General features: G+C 41.3%; 17 protein-coding genes and 1 pseudogene. 4 read left to right on the top strand and 14 right to left on the bottom strand.

Going from position 1 to position 17,726, the window contains the following annotated elements:
• Positions 1–6: 6 nt before the first annotated feature.
• Complete coding sequence (locus N6B01_RS09415) at positions 7–1,314, top strand: aminotransferase class V-fold PLP-dependent enzyme (protein ID WP_262078442.1); 1,308 nt, start codon at positions 7–9, stop codon at positions 1,312–1,314.
• 154 nt (positions 1,315–1,468) lie between these two features.
• Entirely contained in the window at positions 1,469–2,392 is a 924-nt protein-coding gene (locus tag N6B01_RS09410; RefSeq protein WP_262078441.1) for a YiiG family protein, read from the top strand.
• A 153-nt stretch (positions 2,393–2,545) separates the two neighbouring features.
• Here N6B01_RS09410 and N6B01_RS09405 read toward each other — a convergent pair whose 3' ends face one another.
• The 7 genes from N6B01_RS09405 to fabA form a co-directional block, all read right to left on the bottom strand.
• Positions 2,546–3,115 carry an adenine phosphoribosyltransferase gene (locus N6B01_RS09405; RefSeq protein WP_262078439.1) on the bottom strand — a complete coding sequence of 190 codons (570 nt, stop codon included), beginning with the start codon at positions 3,113–3,115 and terminating at the stop codon, positions 2,546–2,548.
• Between the two features lie 120 nt (positions 3,116–3,235).
• Positions 3,236–4,093, bottom strand: coding sequence for a cytochrome c1 (locus N6B01_RS09400; protein WP_262078437.1), 858 nt, complete (start codon positions 4,091–4,093; stop codon positions 3,236–3,238).
• Positions 4,087–5,349 carry a cytochrome b gene (locus N6B01_RS09395; RefSeq protein ID WP_262078436.1) on the bottom strand — a complete coding sequence of 421 codons (1,263 nt, stop codon included), beginning with the start codon at positions 5,347–5,349 and terminating at the stop codon, positions 4,087–4,089. The genes N6B01_RS09400 and N6B01_RS09395 overlap by 7 nt, the downstream gene beginning before the upstream one ends.
• A gap of 3 nt (positions 5,350–5,352) precedes the next feature.
• On the bottom strand, positions 5,353–5,901 hold the full coding sequence (gene petA / locus N6B01_RS09390) for a ubiquinol-cytochrome c reductase iron-sulfur subunit (protein WP_262078435.1): 549 nt from the start codon (positions 5,899–5,901) through the stop codon (positions 5,353–5,355).
• Positions 5,902–6,236: 335 nt separating this feature from the next.
• Positions 6,237–7,055, bottom strand: coding sequence for an enoyl-ACP reductase FabI (gene fabI / locus N6B01_RS09385; protein ID WP_182417511.1), 819 nt, complete (start codon positions 7,053–7,055; stop codon positions 6,237–6,239).
• Positions 7,056–7,167: 112 nt separating this feature from the next.
• Complete coding sequence (gene fabB, locus N6B01_RS09380) at positions 7,168–8,388, bottom strand: beta-ketoacyl-ACP synthase I (protein WP_262078432.1); 1,221 nt, start codon at positions 8,386–8,388, stop codon at positions 7,168–7,170.
• A gap of 309 nt (positions 8,389–8,697) precedes the next feature.
• Positions 8,698–9,210, bottom strand: a complete 513-nt coding sequence (gene fabA / locus N6B01_RS09375) for a 3-hydroxyacyl-[acyl-carrier-protein] dehydratase FabA (RefSeq protein ID WP_182417509.1) — start codon at positions 9,208–9,210, stop codon at positions 8,698–8,700.
• Between the two features lie 438 nt (positions 9,211–9,648).
• On the opposite strand from fabA, the gene irrA reads away from it, so the two are divergent.
• The gene (irrA, locus tag N6B01_RS09370; protein WP_182417508.1) at positions 9,649–10,080 is read left to right on the top strand and encodes an iron response transcriptional regulator IrrA; all 432 of its coding nucleotides are present in this window, start codon (positions 9,649–9,651) and stop codon (positions 10,078–10,080) included.
• A gap of 530 nt (positions 10,081–10,610) precedes the next feature.
• Here irrA and N6B01_RS09365 read toward each other — a convergent pair.
• The 7 genes and pseudogenes from N6B01_RS09365 to N6B01_RS09335 form a co-directional block, all read right to left on the bottom strand.
• Entirely contained in the window at positions 10,611–10,916 is a 306-nt protein-coding gene (locus N6B01_RS09365) for an Rdx family protein (protein WP_262078428.1), read from the bottom strand.
• Between the two features lie 11 nt (positions 10,917–10,927).
• A complete protein-coding gene (gene yihA, locus N6B01_RS09360; RefSeq protein WP_410004262.1) occupies positions 10,928–11,578 on the bottom strand; it encodes a ribosome biogenesis GTP-binding protein YihA/YsxC in 651 nt (216 codons plus the stop codon).
• A gap of 83 nt (positions 11,579–11,661) precedes the next feature.
• Positions 11,662–13,500: pseudogene (gene yidC / locus N6B01_RS09355) on the bottom strand (membrane protein insertase YidC); the annotation flags it as partial.
• Positions 13,490–13,891, bottom strand: a complete 402-nt coding sequence (gene rnpA, locus N6B01_RS09350) for a ribonuclease P protein component (RefSeq protein ID WP_182417505.1) — start codon at positions 13,889–13,891, stop codon at positions 13,490–13,492. The pseudogene yidC and the gene rnpA, both read right to left, overlap by 11 nt.
• A 21-nt stretch (positions 13,892–13,912) precedes the next feature.
• Positions 13,913–14,047, bottom strand: a complete 135-nt coding sequence (gene rpmH / locus N6B01_RS09345) for a 50S ribosomal protein L34 (RefSeq protein ID WP_005864709.1) — start codon at positions 14,045–14,047, stop codon at positions 13,913–13,915.
• A 252-nt stretch (positions 14,048–14,299) separates the two neighbouring features.
• A complete protein-coding gene (locus N6B01_RS09340) occupies positions 14,300–15,271 on the bottom strand; it encodes an Lnb N-terminal periplasmic domain-containing protein (RefSeq protein WP_262078420.1) in 972 nt (323 codons plus the stop codon).
• Between the two features lie 174 nt (positions 15,272–15,445).
• On the bottom strand, positions 15,446–16,381 hold the full coding sequence (locus tag N6B01_RS09335) for an Lnb N-terminal periplasmic domain-containing protein (RefSeq protein ID WP_262078419.1): 936 nt from the start codon (positions 16,379–16,381) through the stop codon (positions 15,446–15,448).
• A gap of 388 nt (positions 16,382–16,769) precedes the next feature.
• Between N6B01_RS09335 and N6B01_RS09330 the strand changes: the two genes are divergently transcribed.
• A complete protein-coding gene (locus tag N6B01_RS09330) occupies positions 16,770–17,651 on the top strand; it encodes an alpha/beta hydrolase (protein ID WP_262078418.1) in 882 nt (293 codons plus the stop codon).
• Positions 17,652–17,726: the final 75 nt, after the last annotated feature.

Below are 17,726 nucleotides of genomic sequence, written 5' to 3'. Positions count from 1 at the left end.
TTAAATATGAAAGATAAAGAGGCAGCAATGACAATAAAAAGACGGCAATTTTTAATTGGATCAGTTCTTGGTTCAACCTTAGCAAGCAACTTTGTTTCAAAGGTTAGCCTTGCACAAAATAAGCCAAATATTCCCGAAAGTAGTAGCTCGTCTTCAGCGCCCGATTGGGTTGATCTTTATGATGTAGATCGTTCTCTTGCCAATTTGGAAAATGCCTATTGGGGCATTATGGCAAAGCCGGTGCTTGAACGCTACATTGAGGAAACAAAACGGGTTAATTTTCAAAATACAATCTATGCCCGCTCAAGCTTTGGTGCGGATATGAAAGCATCATTACAATCGGTTGCAGAATTAGCAGGTGTTGGCGCTGATGAGATTGCTTTTACACGCGGCGCAACAGAGGCGCTGCAAATTTTAATTTCGGGCTATAATAAGTTAGAGCCAGGCGACGAGGTGCTTTATAGCGATCTTGATTATGACTCTATGCAATATGCTTTTAACTGGCTTCAACAAAGGCGCGGCGTTAGTGTTAAACGCTTTGCTATTCCAGAACCTGCAAGCTATGAGTTAATTCTTGATACCTATAGAAATATTTTGGAAAATAGCCCCAAGGCAAAGCTATTACTATTAACCCATTTATCTCATCGTACTGGTCTTGTTATGCCCGTTCGGGAAATCGTTGAGATGGCAAGGGCCAAAAATGTTGATGTCATTGTTGATGCTGCTCACTCATGGGGACAACTTAATTTTAATATTGATGATCTTGGTGCTGATTTTGTTGGCTGTAATTTACATAAATGGATTGGCAGCCCGGTTGGGGTAGGATTTTTCTATGTACGCCGCTCACGATTAGATGCAATTGATACTCATCTTGCGGATGGTGATTGGCCAAGTGACAATATCAGATCTCGTATTCACACCGGCACGCTGAATTTTGCAACTATATTAACTGTACCGACAGCTGTTGATCTTCATAAAAAAATTGGTGTCGTAAAAAAGCAAGCGCATTTGCAAAAGATGCGAAATCGCTGGGTCGATGCTTTACAGGAAAATAAGTTCATAGAAATTTTAACCCCCAATGATCCGCGCCTTTATGGTGGTATCACTTCGTTTCGCATCAAAGGAAAAACATCCAAGGAAGATAATAATGCAATTGTTAAGCAATTGCGGGATGAATTTTCAGTTTTAACCGTGCGGCGCGGCGGTGTTGCTAAGGGGGATTGTATCCGCGTTGCACCTGCACTCTATACTACAAATCGTGAGATAGATCAATTTATATTAGCTATAAATAATATTACTGATCAATATAAATAGTATTGAAGTTGTATAAAAATTTGTAATTTGTATAAAATCGTGGGTAAATTTTATAGCTTACCATTTTCTATTGATATTTTATTATAAAAATATTTAATGCTAACTGACGCAATCTAAATTTTTTTGAAGTAACAATTGAGCATAGGACCTAAATATGAGAAAATTTATACGCCAAGTTTTTGTCGCTTTGTGTTTTACTGGCGCATTAAGCTGTAGCTTTGTCGGTAGCGTTTTTGCACAAACGCAAGAGGAAGCAAGTGAGGGTGTTGACCGCGCAGCAGTTGCCAAAACAAATGCCTATGTTTCGTTGCTTAACCGCACTTTGCGCGCCAATGAATCGCTTAATTTTTACAAAAGTTGGGTTGATATGAAAGTTGGGCCTACGGGGAAAGAGCGTCATATTTATGGTAATTATCCAACCTATGATGTGAAGAGCCTCATCGAGTCTGCGCGTGCTAAGATTGATGCAGAACCTGCAATGCCTGAACTTGATAAAGCCGTTGCAGCTTATATCGAGGTTTATGAAAAATTAGCGCCTGTTCTTAACAAAGCCTATAAATATTATGAGCGCCAAGATTATAAGTCAGATAAAATGGCCGGCGGTAAAGAATATCATAAGGTAATTGCTGAGCTAGATCCTCTTTATACACAAACCTTGAGTGATTTTGAAAAGGCATTGAATGTTGAAAAGGATAAGCTTGACCTTGCGCTATTAGACCAGATTGAAAAGCAAGAAGGCAAAAAAGACGCTTGGCATAAGCAAAATGTCATGTTGCGTGCGCATCATGTTATGGATTTATTGCCAAGCAATGAGACACCGATTGTCGATATGAAAGAATTTAATGCTGCAATGGAAAAATATGGCACCGCAGTTAAAGATATGGATGATTACACCGCCGAAAATCCAAGCGCATTGATGGGGTTTGAAGTATTCCCAAGCCAATTACTTGGCAGCCTACGCACTGTGCAAGAAGTGTTGGCAAAAAATAAAGGCGATGGTCGTAAAGGCGGCGTACCGCAAGCACTGCAAATGCTTACAACTACTTATAACACTATGGTGACGTTGTCTTCAATGTAGATCATTTATGCTGCATTGAAAGTAAACCACATCATCGTCAATTTTAATGGCAATAAAGCTATAACCTTTATTGCCATTTTTATTTTGTTTGATTGCAAATGAAATTATAAGATGAATTGTGCTGTTGATAGGGATAGACTATTCAATTTCGATTTAAGCATCATCAAAGCTCATCAAGGTGCAGACATCAACACCAAGATTGCGCAATTTTTCTGCGCCGCCAAGTTCTGGTAAATCAATAACGAAACAAGCTGCTACCACTTCCGCCTCCAATTGGTGCAATAAATGTACGGCTGCAACGGCTGTGCCGCCAGTGGCGATTAAATCATCAACCAAAACCACTTTTTCACCGGGGCGTATCGCATCGCGGTGCATTTCCATTTCATCAACACCATATTCAAGACTATAGGCGATGTGCACTTTATTAAAGGGAAGTTTTCCTTTTTTGCGAATAGGTACAAAACCCGCCGATAATTGGTAAGCCATAGCCCCGCCGATAATAAAGCCACGGGCTTCAATGCCAGCAACCTTGTCAATTTTTGTACCAACAAATGGATAAACCATCGCATCCATGGCAAGGCGAAAGGCACGCGCATCACCTAAAAGGGTCGTAATATCACGAAAGACAACGCCGGGCTTTGGATAGTCTCTAATTGCGCGAATGGAAGGGCGCAAAACTTCAGTCAAATTGGCATTATTTAAATCAAAAGGATGATCGCTCACGGTTTTCCGCCCTTTAAAACTAGAATTTGTAAATATTATTTATGCATTTTATCAAGTTAAAGCATAGTTATCGAATTTAGCAAGACCGGCCGCAAAGTTACAATCCAATTCAATAAAATGCTATTTTTTCTCAGCCCAAATACGTCTCTTGCTATAATAAGCAAGTCCAGCAAACATGATTAGAAAGACAATGACGCGAAAGCCAGTTTTCTTGCGTTGTTCCATATGCGGGTCAGATGCCCACATCAAAAAAGCTGAAACATCCTTGGCATATTGATCAAGGGTTTGTGGGCTGCCATCTTCATAAACAACACTATCATCATAAAGCGGCTGCGACATGGCGATGGCATCGCTTGCATTAAAATAGGGATTATAATAGGTGCCCTCAGTAATCTCATGGCCGCTAGGCGCATCGCTATAGCCAGTAAGAAGCGCGTAAATATAATCAGGACCGGCAGAGGTGTAATTGGTAAAAACATCGCCGATAAAGCCGGGGAAGGGGGCAGGTACGGCTCTTGCCCGTGCCATTAACGATAAATCAGCCGGTACTGCTCCATTATTGGCAAAAGCGGCTAGCTTATCATTGGCGAATGGTTTGGGGAAATAATCAACCGGTTGGGCAGGGCGCATTTTAATCTCGCCTTCCTCATCGGGTTCGCTAGGTACTTCATAGCCTGCTGCTAATGCTTTAATTTTTTCATCATCAAGACCAATGCCTTTTAAATGACGGAAAGACACAAATTTTAAAGAATGGCAAACCGAGCAAACTTCTTGATAGACCTTAAAGCCGCGTTGTAACTGATTTTTGTCATAAACACCAAAGGGGCCGGAAAAGCTCCACTCTTGTTTTACTGGTTGCTCTATCGGATAGTGGGGGACAGCCTCATTATCTGAACTGTGACTTATGGCTGCATTGAGAGATAGGCCAAGAATAGCAAAGGCAAGGGCAATAGTTTTCTTGATTGATAATTTTACCATAGGCTTTTCCCCCGTTCTTTACGCACAGCAAGATCAGCCGTGATAGAGGCTGGAAGCGGTAAAGTTTTTTCAAAACGCGGTAAAAATGGCATAATAATTAAAAAGAAAACAAAATAATAGGCAGTACCAATTTGCGCCCATAAAATATAAATATCTTCAACAGATCGCGTACCAAGCCAGCCAAGCATAATGACATCAGCAATAAATAGCCAAAAGAACAATTTGAAAATAGGGCGATAGCGACATGAGCGTATTTTAGAGCGATCAAGCCATGGCACAAATATTAATACGCCAACTGAGCCAAATAACACTAAAACGCCGCCAAGGGTTGAGTTTATTGGACCAAAATCAAAAGTTATGGCGCGTAGCATCGCATAAAAAGGCAAAAAATACCATTCAGGCTGAATATGTGGCGAGCTTTTAAGCGGATCGGCTTCAATAAAATTATCAGGGTGGCCAAGATAATCCGGCATATAAAAAAGAAACCATGCAAAAAATATTAAAAATACGCTAATCGCAAAAATATCTTTTATCATTGCAAAGGGAGTAAAAGGCACGGTTTCATCAGGTTTTTGAACCTCAACACCCGTCGGGTTATTTTGCCCAACAACATGGATAGCCCAAACATGAAGACCAACTAACAAAAGCAAAATAAACGGAAAAAGATAATGCAAAGCGTAAAAACGGTTTAATGTTGGTTGCCCAAGACTATAGCCGCCCAAAATGGTTTCATAAAGCCAATCCCCAATAAAAGGTATTGCTTTGAAAAAATTGGTTATGACGCTTGCAGCTGAAACCGACATTTGGCCCCAAACTAGCACATAGCCGAGAAAGGCAGTCGCCATCATCACAAAATAGATCAGCACACCCAAAATCCAAACAATTTCACGCGGCCGTTTATGCGAACCATAATAAAGACCGCGAGCAAGATGGATATAGGCGGCAATAAAGAAAAATGATGCGCCAACCCCATGCCAAGGACCAAATAGCCAACCAAATTGCCCATCACGCATGAAACGCTCACGCGATTCAAAGGCAATAGCCACATCTGGCACATAGTGCATAGCCATGACAATGCCGGTTAATATTTGCGAAACGAGCATTAGGCTTAAAATGCCGCCAAAGGTGTAAAAATAATTCAAATTGCGTGGTACAGGAAAAGAGACGGCTAGATCATGCATCATGCGCATTACAGGCAAGCGCTCATCTATAAACTGGCCTAATTTGGTTTTGGGGGTATAGCTTGATTTTTTCATAGCCTAACCAATCCGCACAATGGTATCAGAAATAAACTCATAAGTCGGGATAGCAAGATTTTTGTTGGCTGGACCATTGCGCACTCGTCCTGCTGTGTCGTAGCTTGAGCCATGGCAAGGGCAGAACCATCCGCCATAACGCCCAGATTGACCAAGCGGCACACAGCCAAGATGGGTGCATAAATCCACCATGATTATCCAGTTTTGTCGCCCTTCGCCAGCACTGCGGTTTATATCAGTGGCTGTTGCGCTTGCTTCCATATTATTATTGCGGGCATTTTGATCCTTTAAGGCATCAAGCGGCGTTTCTTGCGATTCCTTGATTTCTTTTGGAGTGCGATTGCGGATAACCACTGGCTGACCACGCCATTTAACGATAATGGACATGCCTTCTTCAATGCCAGATATATCCACTTCTATCGAGCCAGCTGCAAGCGTTGCTTCATCAGGCCGCATCTGGTCAATAAATGGCCAACCAACGGCGGCAATACCGATACTACCTGCAACACCAGTTGCTAAAAACAAAAAATCGCGTCTTATCTGCTTGCTCATATAGGGTCTATAGCGAATGCTAATCCAATTATCATTGTCTTTGTTAAAGTCATGATCGACATAATTTCAATTATATTTAAGGTCTTTTAATATGGGTAAATTTCTAGGTCAAAAGCCCAAAATAACCGACCTATTTTATACTATTTTTCCTTAGCACGCTCGTTTCTCTGCGCCAAGTTTGAATTATTATAATTTATCGCGCGAAAAGTCGCAGTAGGTTATTTAAAAAAAATTACAATATTGATTAGCATCCTGTATCAGCTATTTAGGCATAAAAAAAGGAAAGGTTTTATGGCCTTTCCTTTTCATAAAAATTCATGCGAATTTATGTGGTACTATTCGCCCAAAGCTTCTTCACTTTGGGTCAATTCTTCCAAGGATGGTGTAGATAAAATATTATAACCAGAATCGACATAATGAATTTCACCCGTTACACCGCTTGACATATCTGATAATAAATAAAGGGCAGATTGACCAATTTCATCAATTGATACGGTTCTGCGCAGTGGCGCATTACGGCGTTGATAGGAGAAAATGGCGCGTGCTGCGCCAATTCCATTACCTGCCAATGTGCGTACGGGACCGGCTGAAATTGCATTAACGCGAATATTTTGTGGGCCGCAATCAGCAGCACAATAGCGTACCATTGTTTCAAGCGCTGCTTTAGCAACACCCATCACATTATAATTTGGCACAACGCGTTGTGACGCCCCATAGGTAAGTGTTATGATAGAGCCACCATTAGGCATTAATTTTTGCGCGCGTTGTACAACTTCTGTAAAGGAAAATGCCGAAATAACCATAGTACGGCTAAAGTTTTCACGCGTTGTCACATCGACATAGCGCCCCTTTAGCTGTGATTTATCGGAAAAGCCAATGGCATGAACGATAAAGTCAATGGTTCCCCATTCCTTTTCTAAAGTTTCAAATACTGCATCAACCGATGCAATATCTTCCACATCACAGGGCAGTAAAAGTTTTGATTCTAGCTTTTCAGCAAGCGGTTTTACTCGTTTACCAAAAGCATCACCTTGATAGGTAAAGGCCAATTCAGCACCCGCATCAGCAAGTGCGCAAGCAATCCCCCAGGCGATGGAATGGTCGTTAGCAACACCCATAATCAGGCCGCGCTTACCCTTCATCAATCCCTGCATTTTATTCTCCATCGACCATGGATCTTATCCCGGTCGCATGTACCTGAATAGTGATCTCGTTAGTATTTACCGTTTTGTTCAATTTAAATTCTTTATTATGCGCTAAGAGCACTTAGCGGTATTTTTGAAAAACCAGCGATGCATTGGTGCCGCCAAAGCCAAAGGTGTTGGATAGCACTGTATTAAGTTCAACATTATCGCGACGTTGGCGCACAATTGGCATATCAGCAAATTGTGGGTCAAGCTCATCAATATGGGCGCTTTCGCAGATAAAGTTATTTTGCATCATCAGCAACGTATAAATCGCTTCTTGTACACCAGCTGCACCAAGTGAGTGACCGGTTAAGGATTTGGTTGCTGAAATTGGTGGGCTCTTATCAGCACCGCCAAAAACGCGGCGAATAGCTTCTATTTCTGGTGGATCACCAACCGGTGTTGACGTTGCATGTGGGTTGATATAGTCAATTGGATTATTGACATTGGCAAGAGCCATACGCATACAACGCTCGGCTCCCTCACCTGAAGGGGCAACCATGTCATGACCATCAGAGGTTGCACCATAGCCGATGATTTCGCCATAAATTTTTGCGCCGCGAGCCTTAGCAATTTCAAGTTCTTCAAGAACCAAGACGCCAGCACCACCAGCAATGACAAAACCGTCACGATTAGCATCATAAGAGCGCGAAGCACGTGATGGTGTATCATTATATTTTGAGGACATGGCACCCATGGCGTCAAATAATACCGACAGCGTCCAATCCAAATCTTCACAACCACCGGCAAAAACGCGGTCTTGCTTGCCGTATTGAATGGTTTCAAAAGCATTGCCGATACAATGGTTTGATGTCGCACAAGCAGATGAAATACTATAATTAACGCCTTTAATTTTGAAAAATGTGGCGAGTGTTGCTGAAGCGGTTGAGCTCATGGCTTTGGGAACGGCAAAAGGGCCTACGCGTTTAGGACCTTTTTCGCGCGCAATATCAGCTGAATCCACAATTGCACGAGTGGATGGACCACCTGAGCCCATAATAATGCCAGTGCGTTCGTTAGATACTTCAAGAGGGCTTAAGCCCGCATCAGCAATGGCCTGATCCATAGCGATGTGGTTCCATGCGGTGCCGCGGCCATGAAAACGCATGGCGCGCCTATCAACCAATGCTTCAATATCAACAGTGGGCATACCAAAGGCTTGCGCCCTAAATCCTAGATCCGCATATTCTTGCGAAAATGAGATGCCCGATTTTGCTTCTTTTAAGGAAGCAAGCACTTCGTCAGGGTTATTTCCGATTGACGAAACAATCCCCATGCCGGTTACAACAACTCGACGCATCAATTTCTCCTTGGGTAGAACGGGATAATACTCACGTAGTTATCCCTGTAATTCTGTTTGCACCCATTAAATAGGGTGCAATATGTCCTATTAAAGACATGCTGGTGTTTATACATCAAAAGCAGACAAAGTCTTTGCAATTTATGCAAATTTTAATCTGCATTCATGCCAACATGAAAATTAAGACATATTTGTAAATAAATCAAATTTTGGCTAAATTACAATAATCCAATCAACCACGACCATGAAGCCGTGATTGATAATGGCATAATCTAAAGTGCAACTAACCATAGCTGATTGTTGATAATGCTATTCTTTTGATTTAAATAGCCCAACGCGCAAATCGCTAGCACGATAGATAATTTCACCATCAGCCTTGACCCAGCCATCAGCAATGCCAAGTACTAGACGACCGCGTAATACGCGCTTGAAATCTATGCCATATTCAACGAGTTTGGTTTGCGGTGTTACCATGCCAGTAAACTTGACCTCTCCAGTTGAAATGGCGCGGCCCTTGCCAGGTTCGCCAAGCCAACCGAGGAAAAATCCGGTAAGTTGCCACAACGCATCAAGACCAAGACAGCCTGGCATAACTGGATCGCCAATGAAATGGCAAGGGAAAAACCATAAATCTGGCTTAATATCTAATTCAGCGCGAATCATGCCTTTACCGAAATCGCCGCCTTGATCCGAGATCGCGGTGATTCTGTCAAACATCAACATTGGCGGGGCAGGAAGCTGTGCGTTTCCTTCACCAAACATTTCCCCACGGGCGCAGGAAAGCAATTCTTCGAATGTATAGCTAGACTTTTGCTCAGCCATGTTATCTCCATTTATCAAGGCAGATATATATGATATTTAGGTTGCTGCCTTTTTAACATTTGCACTCTCCTAACACAGACAACCACTGCAAGTAAAATCAAAATAGAGCTAAAAAGGGCGTATTTTTGACAAGTCACAATGGTTTATTAGCTTTTTTTGCTGGCTATATCTATTTTGAGGAAGAGTTTATCCACAAGCTGAATTAAAACTATACCTTTTTTGACAAGTTTTATTGGCAAAGTTTACAAAAGCGGTTGATTGCGCATGTTTTTAGGCTTATTGTTTATATTACGGACAGGGAAACCTGATGGAAGCGTCTAATCTGAATTTTAGGGCAGGCTTATAAATTTGTTTGAAACTACGTAGTTTCTATAAATATTTGATAAGTTTTGCAAAAGTTATGAATTTGGGTTAAACTTGGGATTTTGAGATAAGCCGATGTATATTGAACCTATTTATGGACTTGAAGACAGATTGCGGGCAAGTGGCTTACGGCCGACCAAACAACGCCTAGCACTTGCAAAAATGATTTTTGCTAAAGGTCATCGTCATATTGCCGCTGAGGAATTGCATGAAGAAGCAGTAACTGCTGCCGTGCCAATTTCACTTGCCACCGTTTATAATACTTTGCATCAATTTACCGAAGCTGGTCTTTTACGAATTATCGCTGTTGAAGGCTCAAAGACTTGGTTTGATACAAATATTTCGGACCACCATCATTTTTATCTAGAAAATGAAGCACGGGTTATTGATATTCCTGAAGGCCCACAAGGGCAGCCCGTTATTACCAATTTGCCAATTCCACCTGAGGGTATGGAAGTCGTCAATGTTGATTTGATTGTGCGTGTGCGTCCTATTCAACGCCAGTAGTTTTAGCTTAGTAAATAATATTGATGAACTCCAGTAAAAATTTATTGTAGTAGTTCTTTAAATATTTATTGTATTGCAAATTTTAACAATTGAGAAAAACCTATGAACCTAATTGGTTCATAGGTTTTTTGTGTTTTATAGGTGTTATATTGAGTGAAGTGAAGTTAAGGCGAGCGAACTGCTTAGAGTTTTTTCGCAAATAAAGCCAATTTAAAATGCTGAATGCATAATTGAAAAATATTGGGGTATTGGGGCAGGATCACATTGCCATCTAAAAGGAACAAAGCATTATCAAACAAATATAAATGCAATCTTCAAAAGAGTGAATATTGGGGTGGCTTTGCCCGGGGCCAAGCGTTTTTGTTAAAATTTATTGTGTAATCAACTTTAGGGGGCAAAGGCTTGTTGTTCTATATTATAAGCCTAAAGAAAATAGTAACAAGGTGTTGAAAGCTTAAACGTAAATGCTTTTTTGGCTATGTCATTTAAGCTATGATCCACATAAAATCACCAGTAAAGTCGATAGATTTTTAATCGCCTTTTGTTGCGGTATGTCTATCAATATGACCAAGGTTGCGGTCTGGCCAAACAACATCCCGTAGTAATTGCTTTAATATTTTAGCTTCTGGAAAGCCATTATCACGCTTGCGATCCCAAATAAGATTATCATAGACGTGAATGGTAAAAATACCGCCGGTGCGTGGTCGCAGAATAATTTCGCCAATATCAGTCCCGAAGGTTTGTAAAATTTCTTGAGCCAGCCAAGATGCTCGCAACATCCAATTACATTGCGAGCAGTAGGTAATAATGATGATTGGAGCTTGATTACTCATCATTGATAAGAACCTTACGAAATGGCCTCCATAATGGCAGCCTGTACATCGTCAATGCCTTCACCTTTTTCTGAAGATGTAGCAAGTAGGATAGGGAAGGCGGCAGGGCGCTTGGCAATGGCGGCTTGTGTCGCTGTAAAGAGTTTGTCAAAGTCTGACTTTTTAATTTTATCAGTTTTGGTAAGAACGATTTGGTAAGAAACCGCAGCTTTGTCCAACAAGTCCAAAACATCTGCATCATTCTTTTTGATGCCATGGCGTGAATCGATCAACACATAGACACGCTTTAAGGTTGTGCGGCCACGTAAATAATCAAACACCAAGCGTGTCCATTGTTCGACTTGCGCTTTTGGTGCTTCTGCAAAGCCGTAGCCCGGCATATCGACCAAAGCCATGGGCGGCAAATCACCGTCCACCCCGCTATAGCCATCTGGAACGAAATAATTTAGTTCTTGTGTGCGGCCTGGCGTGTTAGATGTACGCGCCAAGCCTTTGCGGCCAACAAGGGCATTGATGAGTGATGACTTACCAACATTGGAGCGACCAGCAAAGGCAACCTCTGGTGGTCCTTCAGGTGGGAGGAATTTCATTGAAGGCACGCTTCGAATGAAAACCCAGTTACCAGCAAAAAGTGGGGCTCTATTTGGTTTATCGTTCACAGGTATTGTCCCTACTTCTTTGTCTTGTTGGTTTTATTATTTTGACTGGCATTTTTGTTTTGATTGCCACTTTTATTTTGGTTGGTCACAGACGCCGTTGCCGGCTTCTTTTTAAACACACTTTTCAAATTATCAAAGAGCTCAATTTTCACGCCTTGACGCTTCATAATGATACCCTGTTGGATAACTGAAAGCGTGTTGTTCCATGCCCAGTAAATAACCAAACCGGCTGGGAATGCTGCCAACATATAGGTAAATACTAAAGGCATCCAAGTGAAGATCATCGCTTGAGTTGGATCTGGTGGGGTCGGGTTCATGCGCATTTGAATGAACATGGTAATACCCATAATAATTGGCCAAACACCAATAAGCATGAAATCAGGCACATGATAAGGCAATAGTCCAAATAAATTGAAGAGCGATGTTGGGTCTCTTGCGGCCAAATCTTGAATCCAACCGAAGAATGGCGCGTGACGCATTTCAATGGTGATATAAAGAACCTTATAAAGAGCGAAGAAAATAGGGATTTGGATAAGAATTGGCCAACAACCTGCAAGCGGATTAATCTTTTCCTTGCGATAAAGCTCCATAATTGCTTGCTGTTGTTTGGTTTTATCTTCGGCATATTTTTCGCGGATTTCAACCATTGCAGGTTGTACAGCTTTCATGCGAGCCATAGATTTATAGGATTTATTCGCAAGCGGGAAGAGAATGGTTTTTAAGATAACGGTGGCAAGCAAAATAGCAATACCAAAATTACCAACCATTTTATAAAGCCAGTCAATAAGTGTAAACATTGGCTTAACGATAAGACCAAGCATACCCCAGTCAATCAGCAAACCAAAGCGGTCAATATGCAATTGTGATTCATAGCGATCAAGAATTGCAACTTGCTTTGCACCTGCAAAGGCATGGTTTTTAAAGGATTGCGTTGTACCAGGCGCAATGCTTACGCCGCTACGATTAAAGTCCGACTGATAGCGGGTACTATTGTCATCGCGATAAGAAAAACTGGCGGTAAAAGGTGTGGTTTGGTCAGGAATAACGGTGACTGCCCAATATTTGTCAGTAATACCAATCCAACCACCAGTCTGTGCGCCAAATTTAACAATGCGATCATCGCCTTGCGCTTTGGCCAAATCAGCATAAGTTTGGTGTTGGCTATTGAGCTGGCCCAATACGCCGATTAACCCTTCGTGGAGGAGATAATTTGCGTTGGATTCACTTGGCGGCGATACGCGTACAACGCGACCATAAGAGCCAAGAGTAACGGCTTTATCGCTATTATTTGTAACTTTGTCTTCAAATGTAAACATGAATTCATCGTCAACTGAAATCGTGCGATAGAATATAAGTCCTTCACCATTGTCATAGCTCAAGGTAACAGGTGTTTGTGGGGTCAAAGATTGGTTTTCCCCCTCAACCTTCCATAGGCTGGTGTTTGTGACGATCTTATTTGAAGAGTCTGGGGTGACGAAGCCAAATTCAGCCATATATCCTTGCTTAAAATTGCTTGGGTTGAGCAAAGCAATTAGCGGCGAATCTTTATCAACCGTCATTTGATATTTTTTTAATAAAAGATCATCAAGCTTAGCGCCATAAAGATTGATCGAACCTTTAAGATTAGGCGTGTCAATTGCTACGCGCTTTTGGCTAGCAATAACAGCTTCGCGTGCTTGCGGGGTCATTTCAACACTACCAGGCGCCTGGTTGGTGCCGGCTGGAGCTGTTGTGGTCGTGCTATCAGCATTATTGTCAGTAGGAAGCGTTCCTACTGGATTTTGCGCTATTTCCTGTTCAATCTTTTGGGCTTGGTTGGCGACATTTTGCTCCACTTCATTTTGTGGGTTAACAAAAAAATAGCTCCAACCTAGCATGATAGCCATTGATAGGGCGATAGCGATAAAAAAATTGCGATTATATTCCATCAGCTGAATCCAGTTGCGGCTTTATGTTTTGTGCCTTACGCCTAATACGACGCTTAAGCTCATTGACTAATTGTTCAAAGGGGACGTGTAAAATATCAGGTCGGGCAACAAAAACGTAATCGGTTGCTTGCGCCAAGTCCTGCTCGATGCTGATGCGTACAGCTTCCCTTAGGCGTCTTTTAATGCGGTTTCGCTTTACGGCATTGCCGTTTTTTTTGCTAACCGTAAAACCAATGCGAGCTGCGCCGTGATTCTTATCTTGGGCGTCCGCATTTTGTTCTTTCATTTCCAGTAGAAAAAGCGGACCACGCCGCTTTTCACCATTTCTTAAAGCCAAAAACTCTGCCCTCTTACGAAGGCGGAGTGGCTTTTTCTTATCAGGGGAAAGCACGACCGGCTATCACACCCAATATTAAGCTGAAAGACGCTTACGACCGCGTGCACGGCGAGCAGCAATAACCTTGCGGCCACCAGCAGTAGCCATACGCGCACGGAAACCGTGGCGGCGCTTGCGAACAAGTTTAGATGGTTGGTATGTACGTTTCATTTATTTTAATACCGCGGTGTGCGGCCCTTCTTGGTTCTAAAACTGCTTTTTTATAAGGTGCAGTTTGACTTGGAACAATTGTTAAACTGCCCGGCTTTTAACCAGACAGTTGTCGCGCTTATACGGATTAGAGGGGGGAAAGTCAATCAACAAGTGGCTTTAAAAGGCTTATCGCTTGGTTACCAACAATAGAATATTATTTTTTTACTTAAAAGAAAGATGGCATTTTCAGCCACTGCTTAGCCTAAGCGATCATTGTTTGGCAGCAACAAGATCGGGTGGCACTGGTTGGGCAGTGCTTATATAAGCCTTAGTCATAGTGTCATGGAGCGGTAATGTGGTGTCGATGAAACCATTTTCATAAAGATAATAGGGAAGGAGCCCAGAAAGTATCACACGGTAATCGCTTGGTAAGTCAGGAAAGTGCTTTTTAGCCAATTCAAATATGACAGTGGTGCAATTGGTAGAAAATGTATTATAAAAACGGGCATTATGTGCAAGGTCATTGGCTGCAGTTAGATAAATTAATAAAAGATTTTTTGCGTCTTCCTTGCTGACTTTAAGGGGATAGCGAAAAACACTTTCATATGGGCTGTTTGCACGTTGATAAATAATATCTTCTGCAGTACCGGCTAGCATGATCAACTCATATTTTTTAAAAAATCCGGCGATATTGGAATATTCTTCATCTCGTTCAATGCGCAATTCTGACGAAAATATAATTTGTCTACCATCAGCAAAGTTAAAGCCAACTAAGGAATGCGCAAGATATGGTCCCATCCAATAGGATAGGTAAAGATCAACACCAACAACGCTATTCATGTCATATTCGCCATCAATCCATGAGGTATAGGTATATGTAGGATCGCTCCAATCAAAATTGCGGATATTATGGATATGAGCTGTTTGACCATCAAAATCGGCGGTAACACCATGGGTAAGGGTTGGGTACCAAAGGCGGTCATTGGAAGGAATAATCGTGTGCCACCAAGCAAATACGCATATAAAACTTAGTAAAACCGCAATGCGTCCTCGCCAAGGCCTTTTGCTCCATTGCGTCCATATAACCCAAAAGGAAAATAACAGCCAAAGCGCAAGAAAAATATAGCCGATAGCTTTACCAAAGGGCGCTTGATAATAAAAGGCAAGCCCTGTCCATATAAAGAAAAGGATTAATAGCAAGGATAAGATAATTTTAAATATAATCTTAGTTACTTGTTTCACTATCTATTTCCCCTATAGACCTGAACTGTGTTCAGTTAAGTAACACAAGAATAATGGCAAAATTATTCTCAAAAAATGTCATAAATATATATTCTGTGAACAGATGTTGATGAAGGGGTATCTTAAGCGGTTATTGGGGGTATTTTTATATTTTAGTAAGTAGAATTTCTTTGCTTATGGAGTTTCTGGGGGCAAATGTGCGTTTTTTATCACTTGTTCCAAACTTACCGATGTATCAATAAAACCATGATCATAAAGATAGGATGGTAATTGCCCTGAAAACAAAATTCGCCAATCTTTGGGGATAGAGGGCTCTAATATACGAGCCATATCAAAAACGACCGTCGTGCAATTGGCCGTTGCCGTATTATAAAAACGCGGTGTTTTAGATAAAGCATTTGCCTTTTCAATATAGGTTAAAAACAGCGCCTGTGTTTGACCAGAAGATGTATTAAGCGGATAACGATAAACTTGTTCTTTGCGGATATCGGTGCGTAAACGAATAATATCTTCTTTGGTTGCGGCAATGGTGATGAGTTCAAATTCCTTGAAAAAACCACCAATTGCTGAAAATTCTTGGCCTTTTTTACGGCGAATTTCCGAAGAAAAAATTAGCTCCTGTCCATTGTCAAATTCAAATCCAACCAAAGTATGGGCAATGTAAGGCCCCATCCAATAAGACAGATAAATATTCATGCTTTTTAAATGAGTAAGATCAAAACTTGCATCAAACCAACGGGGGATGCCTTGCTCAGGTGTTTGCCAATCAAAATCGCGAATATGAGAAACATGGACAGTGCTGCCGGTTAAATTAGCGGTGACACCATATTGTAAAGCTGGATCCCAATCTCCATTCAAGGATGGCTTAATCGTTGACCACCAAATTCCAAAGACAATAAAGGCGATAATTGCTATTATTCGCGCGGCGCGTGGTTTCCATTGCCATTCGCTATAAAGTACAAAACCTGCAAGAATAAGCCAAATCAAGCCAATGATTGAAAAAGCAATGCTATTGAGCTGATAGAAAAAACCAAGCCCACACCACAAAAAGCCAAGCAGTAAAACTAAGGTCCATATGAGATGAAACAAAATCTTTAAAAATTTTCGCATGCTAGGTTTTTCGCTTTTTATTGAGTCGACGATAATTTGAAATTATTAGCCTAATTAAACACTTTTTAGTCACTTTTCTACAAGTCGGCGGTGGAGTATGGGATCGTTTTAATTTAGCCAATTTTTATCTGTATATTATTTGTTGTCTGTAAATTGCGCTATTAGTCATCTATCTGAAATATGAATATGTAATTATGTGATTTGATAGACGGCTAATTTTCTCGTGAAACATGTGTAAGTGCCGTTGTTTATATTTTAAAAAATTTGGTTTAAGAAATTCACTTAGGAAAGATATGAGCGAACAAGGTGCTTGCTATTTTAAATATGAAAAATTATTTTACCAGTTCAAATTCATATTTCCTAAACCAATATATGGCATAGCAAAGATATGATGAAACGTTTTTACTTGACACTCTTCATTCTATCTGCAGTTTGCAGCCCCGTTTGGGCTAACGACAATGATTGTCTCTCACAAGCTTCGGCATCTTGTTTGGATAATTTGCAAACAACAGATAAGACCGATAGGCAAAATACTGTTGCGACCGATAGTCGCGCAGTGGCTGTTGACGCCAATGCTATCAAAGCTAAGTCGCATAACAATGATGTGCAAGCTATAAGCCGCAATAGTGAATTTATTTATCAGATTGATCGGCCCCAAAACGCATCTGGCGATGTTGTTGTATTAATGCATGGTTCTGGTGGTAATGAAAAAAGCCTTATGCCTTTTGCTCGCTCGATCTGGCCACGAGCAACTTTGGTGGGTATTCGTGGTCGTGTTGTGCAAAAGGGTCAAAGACGTTGGTACACCAAAATAACTGCAACGCGTTTTGATCAAAAAGATGTAAGCCGCGAAGCTGAAGCTTTTGTAAGCTTTTTAACCAAACTTGCTGATGAAAATGAGTTGGATATTAGTCGCTCCACCTTTATTGGTTATTCCAATGGTGCAAATTTGCTCGCCGTTGTACTTTTACAACAACCTGATCTTGTGCGCCGTGCGGTGTTGATGCGTTCTATGCCAGTGCTTGATACAATGCCGCGTGCGAATCTTCATAAGACAAGTATCTTGACCCTATCAGGACAAAAGGATCGGCTTTACTCTCCTTTTGCGCCGGTATTGTCGTCCTTGCTGAAAAATAATGGTGCGAAGGTTGAGAGCCATATGATTGCTGCTGATCATATGATTGGAGAGCTTGATAAAAAGCAAATTACCGCTTGGCTCGGTAATGGTAACAGCGATAGTCTTTCGGCAATGTCCAAGCCAACAAAGTAATGGCAAAGTTTTTGCAGTAAAACTTAGCAAAATATTTGCTTGTTTTTATTTGCCCCTTTGCATGCAAAGGGGCAA

Origin of the sequence: Bartonella sp. HY406, assembly GCF_025449315.1 — a bacterium.
GTDB lineage: Bacteria > Pseudomonadota > Alphaproteobacteria > Rhizobiales > Rhizobiaceae > HY038.
The sequence above is the reverse complement of the archived record's forward strand: the minus strand, read 5'-3'. Positions and strand labels throughout refer to the sequence as shown.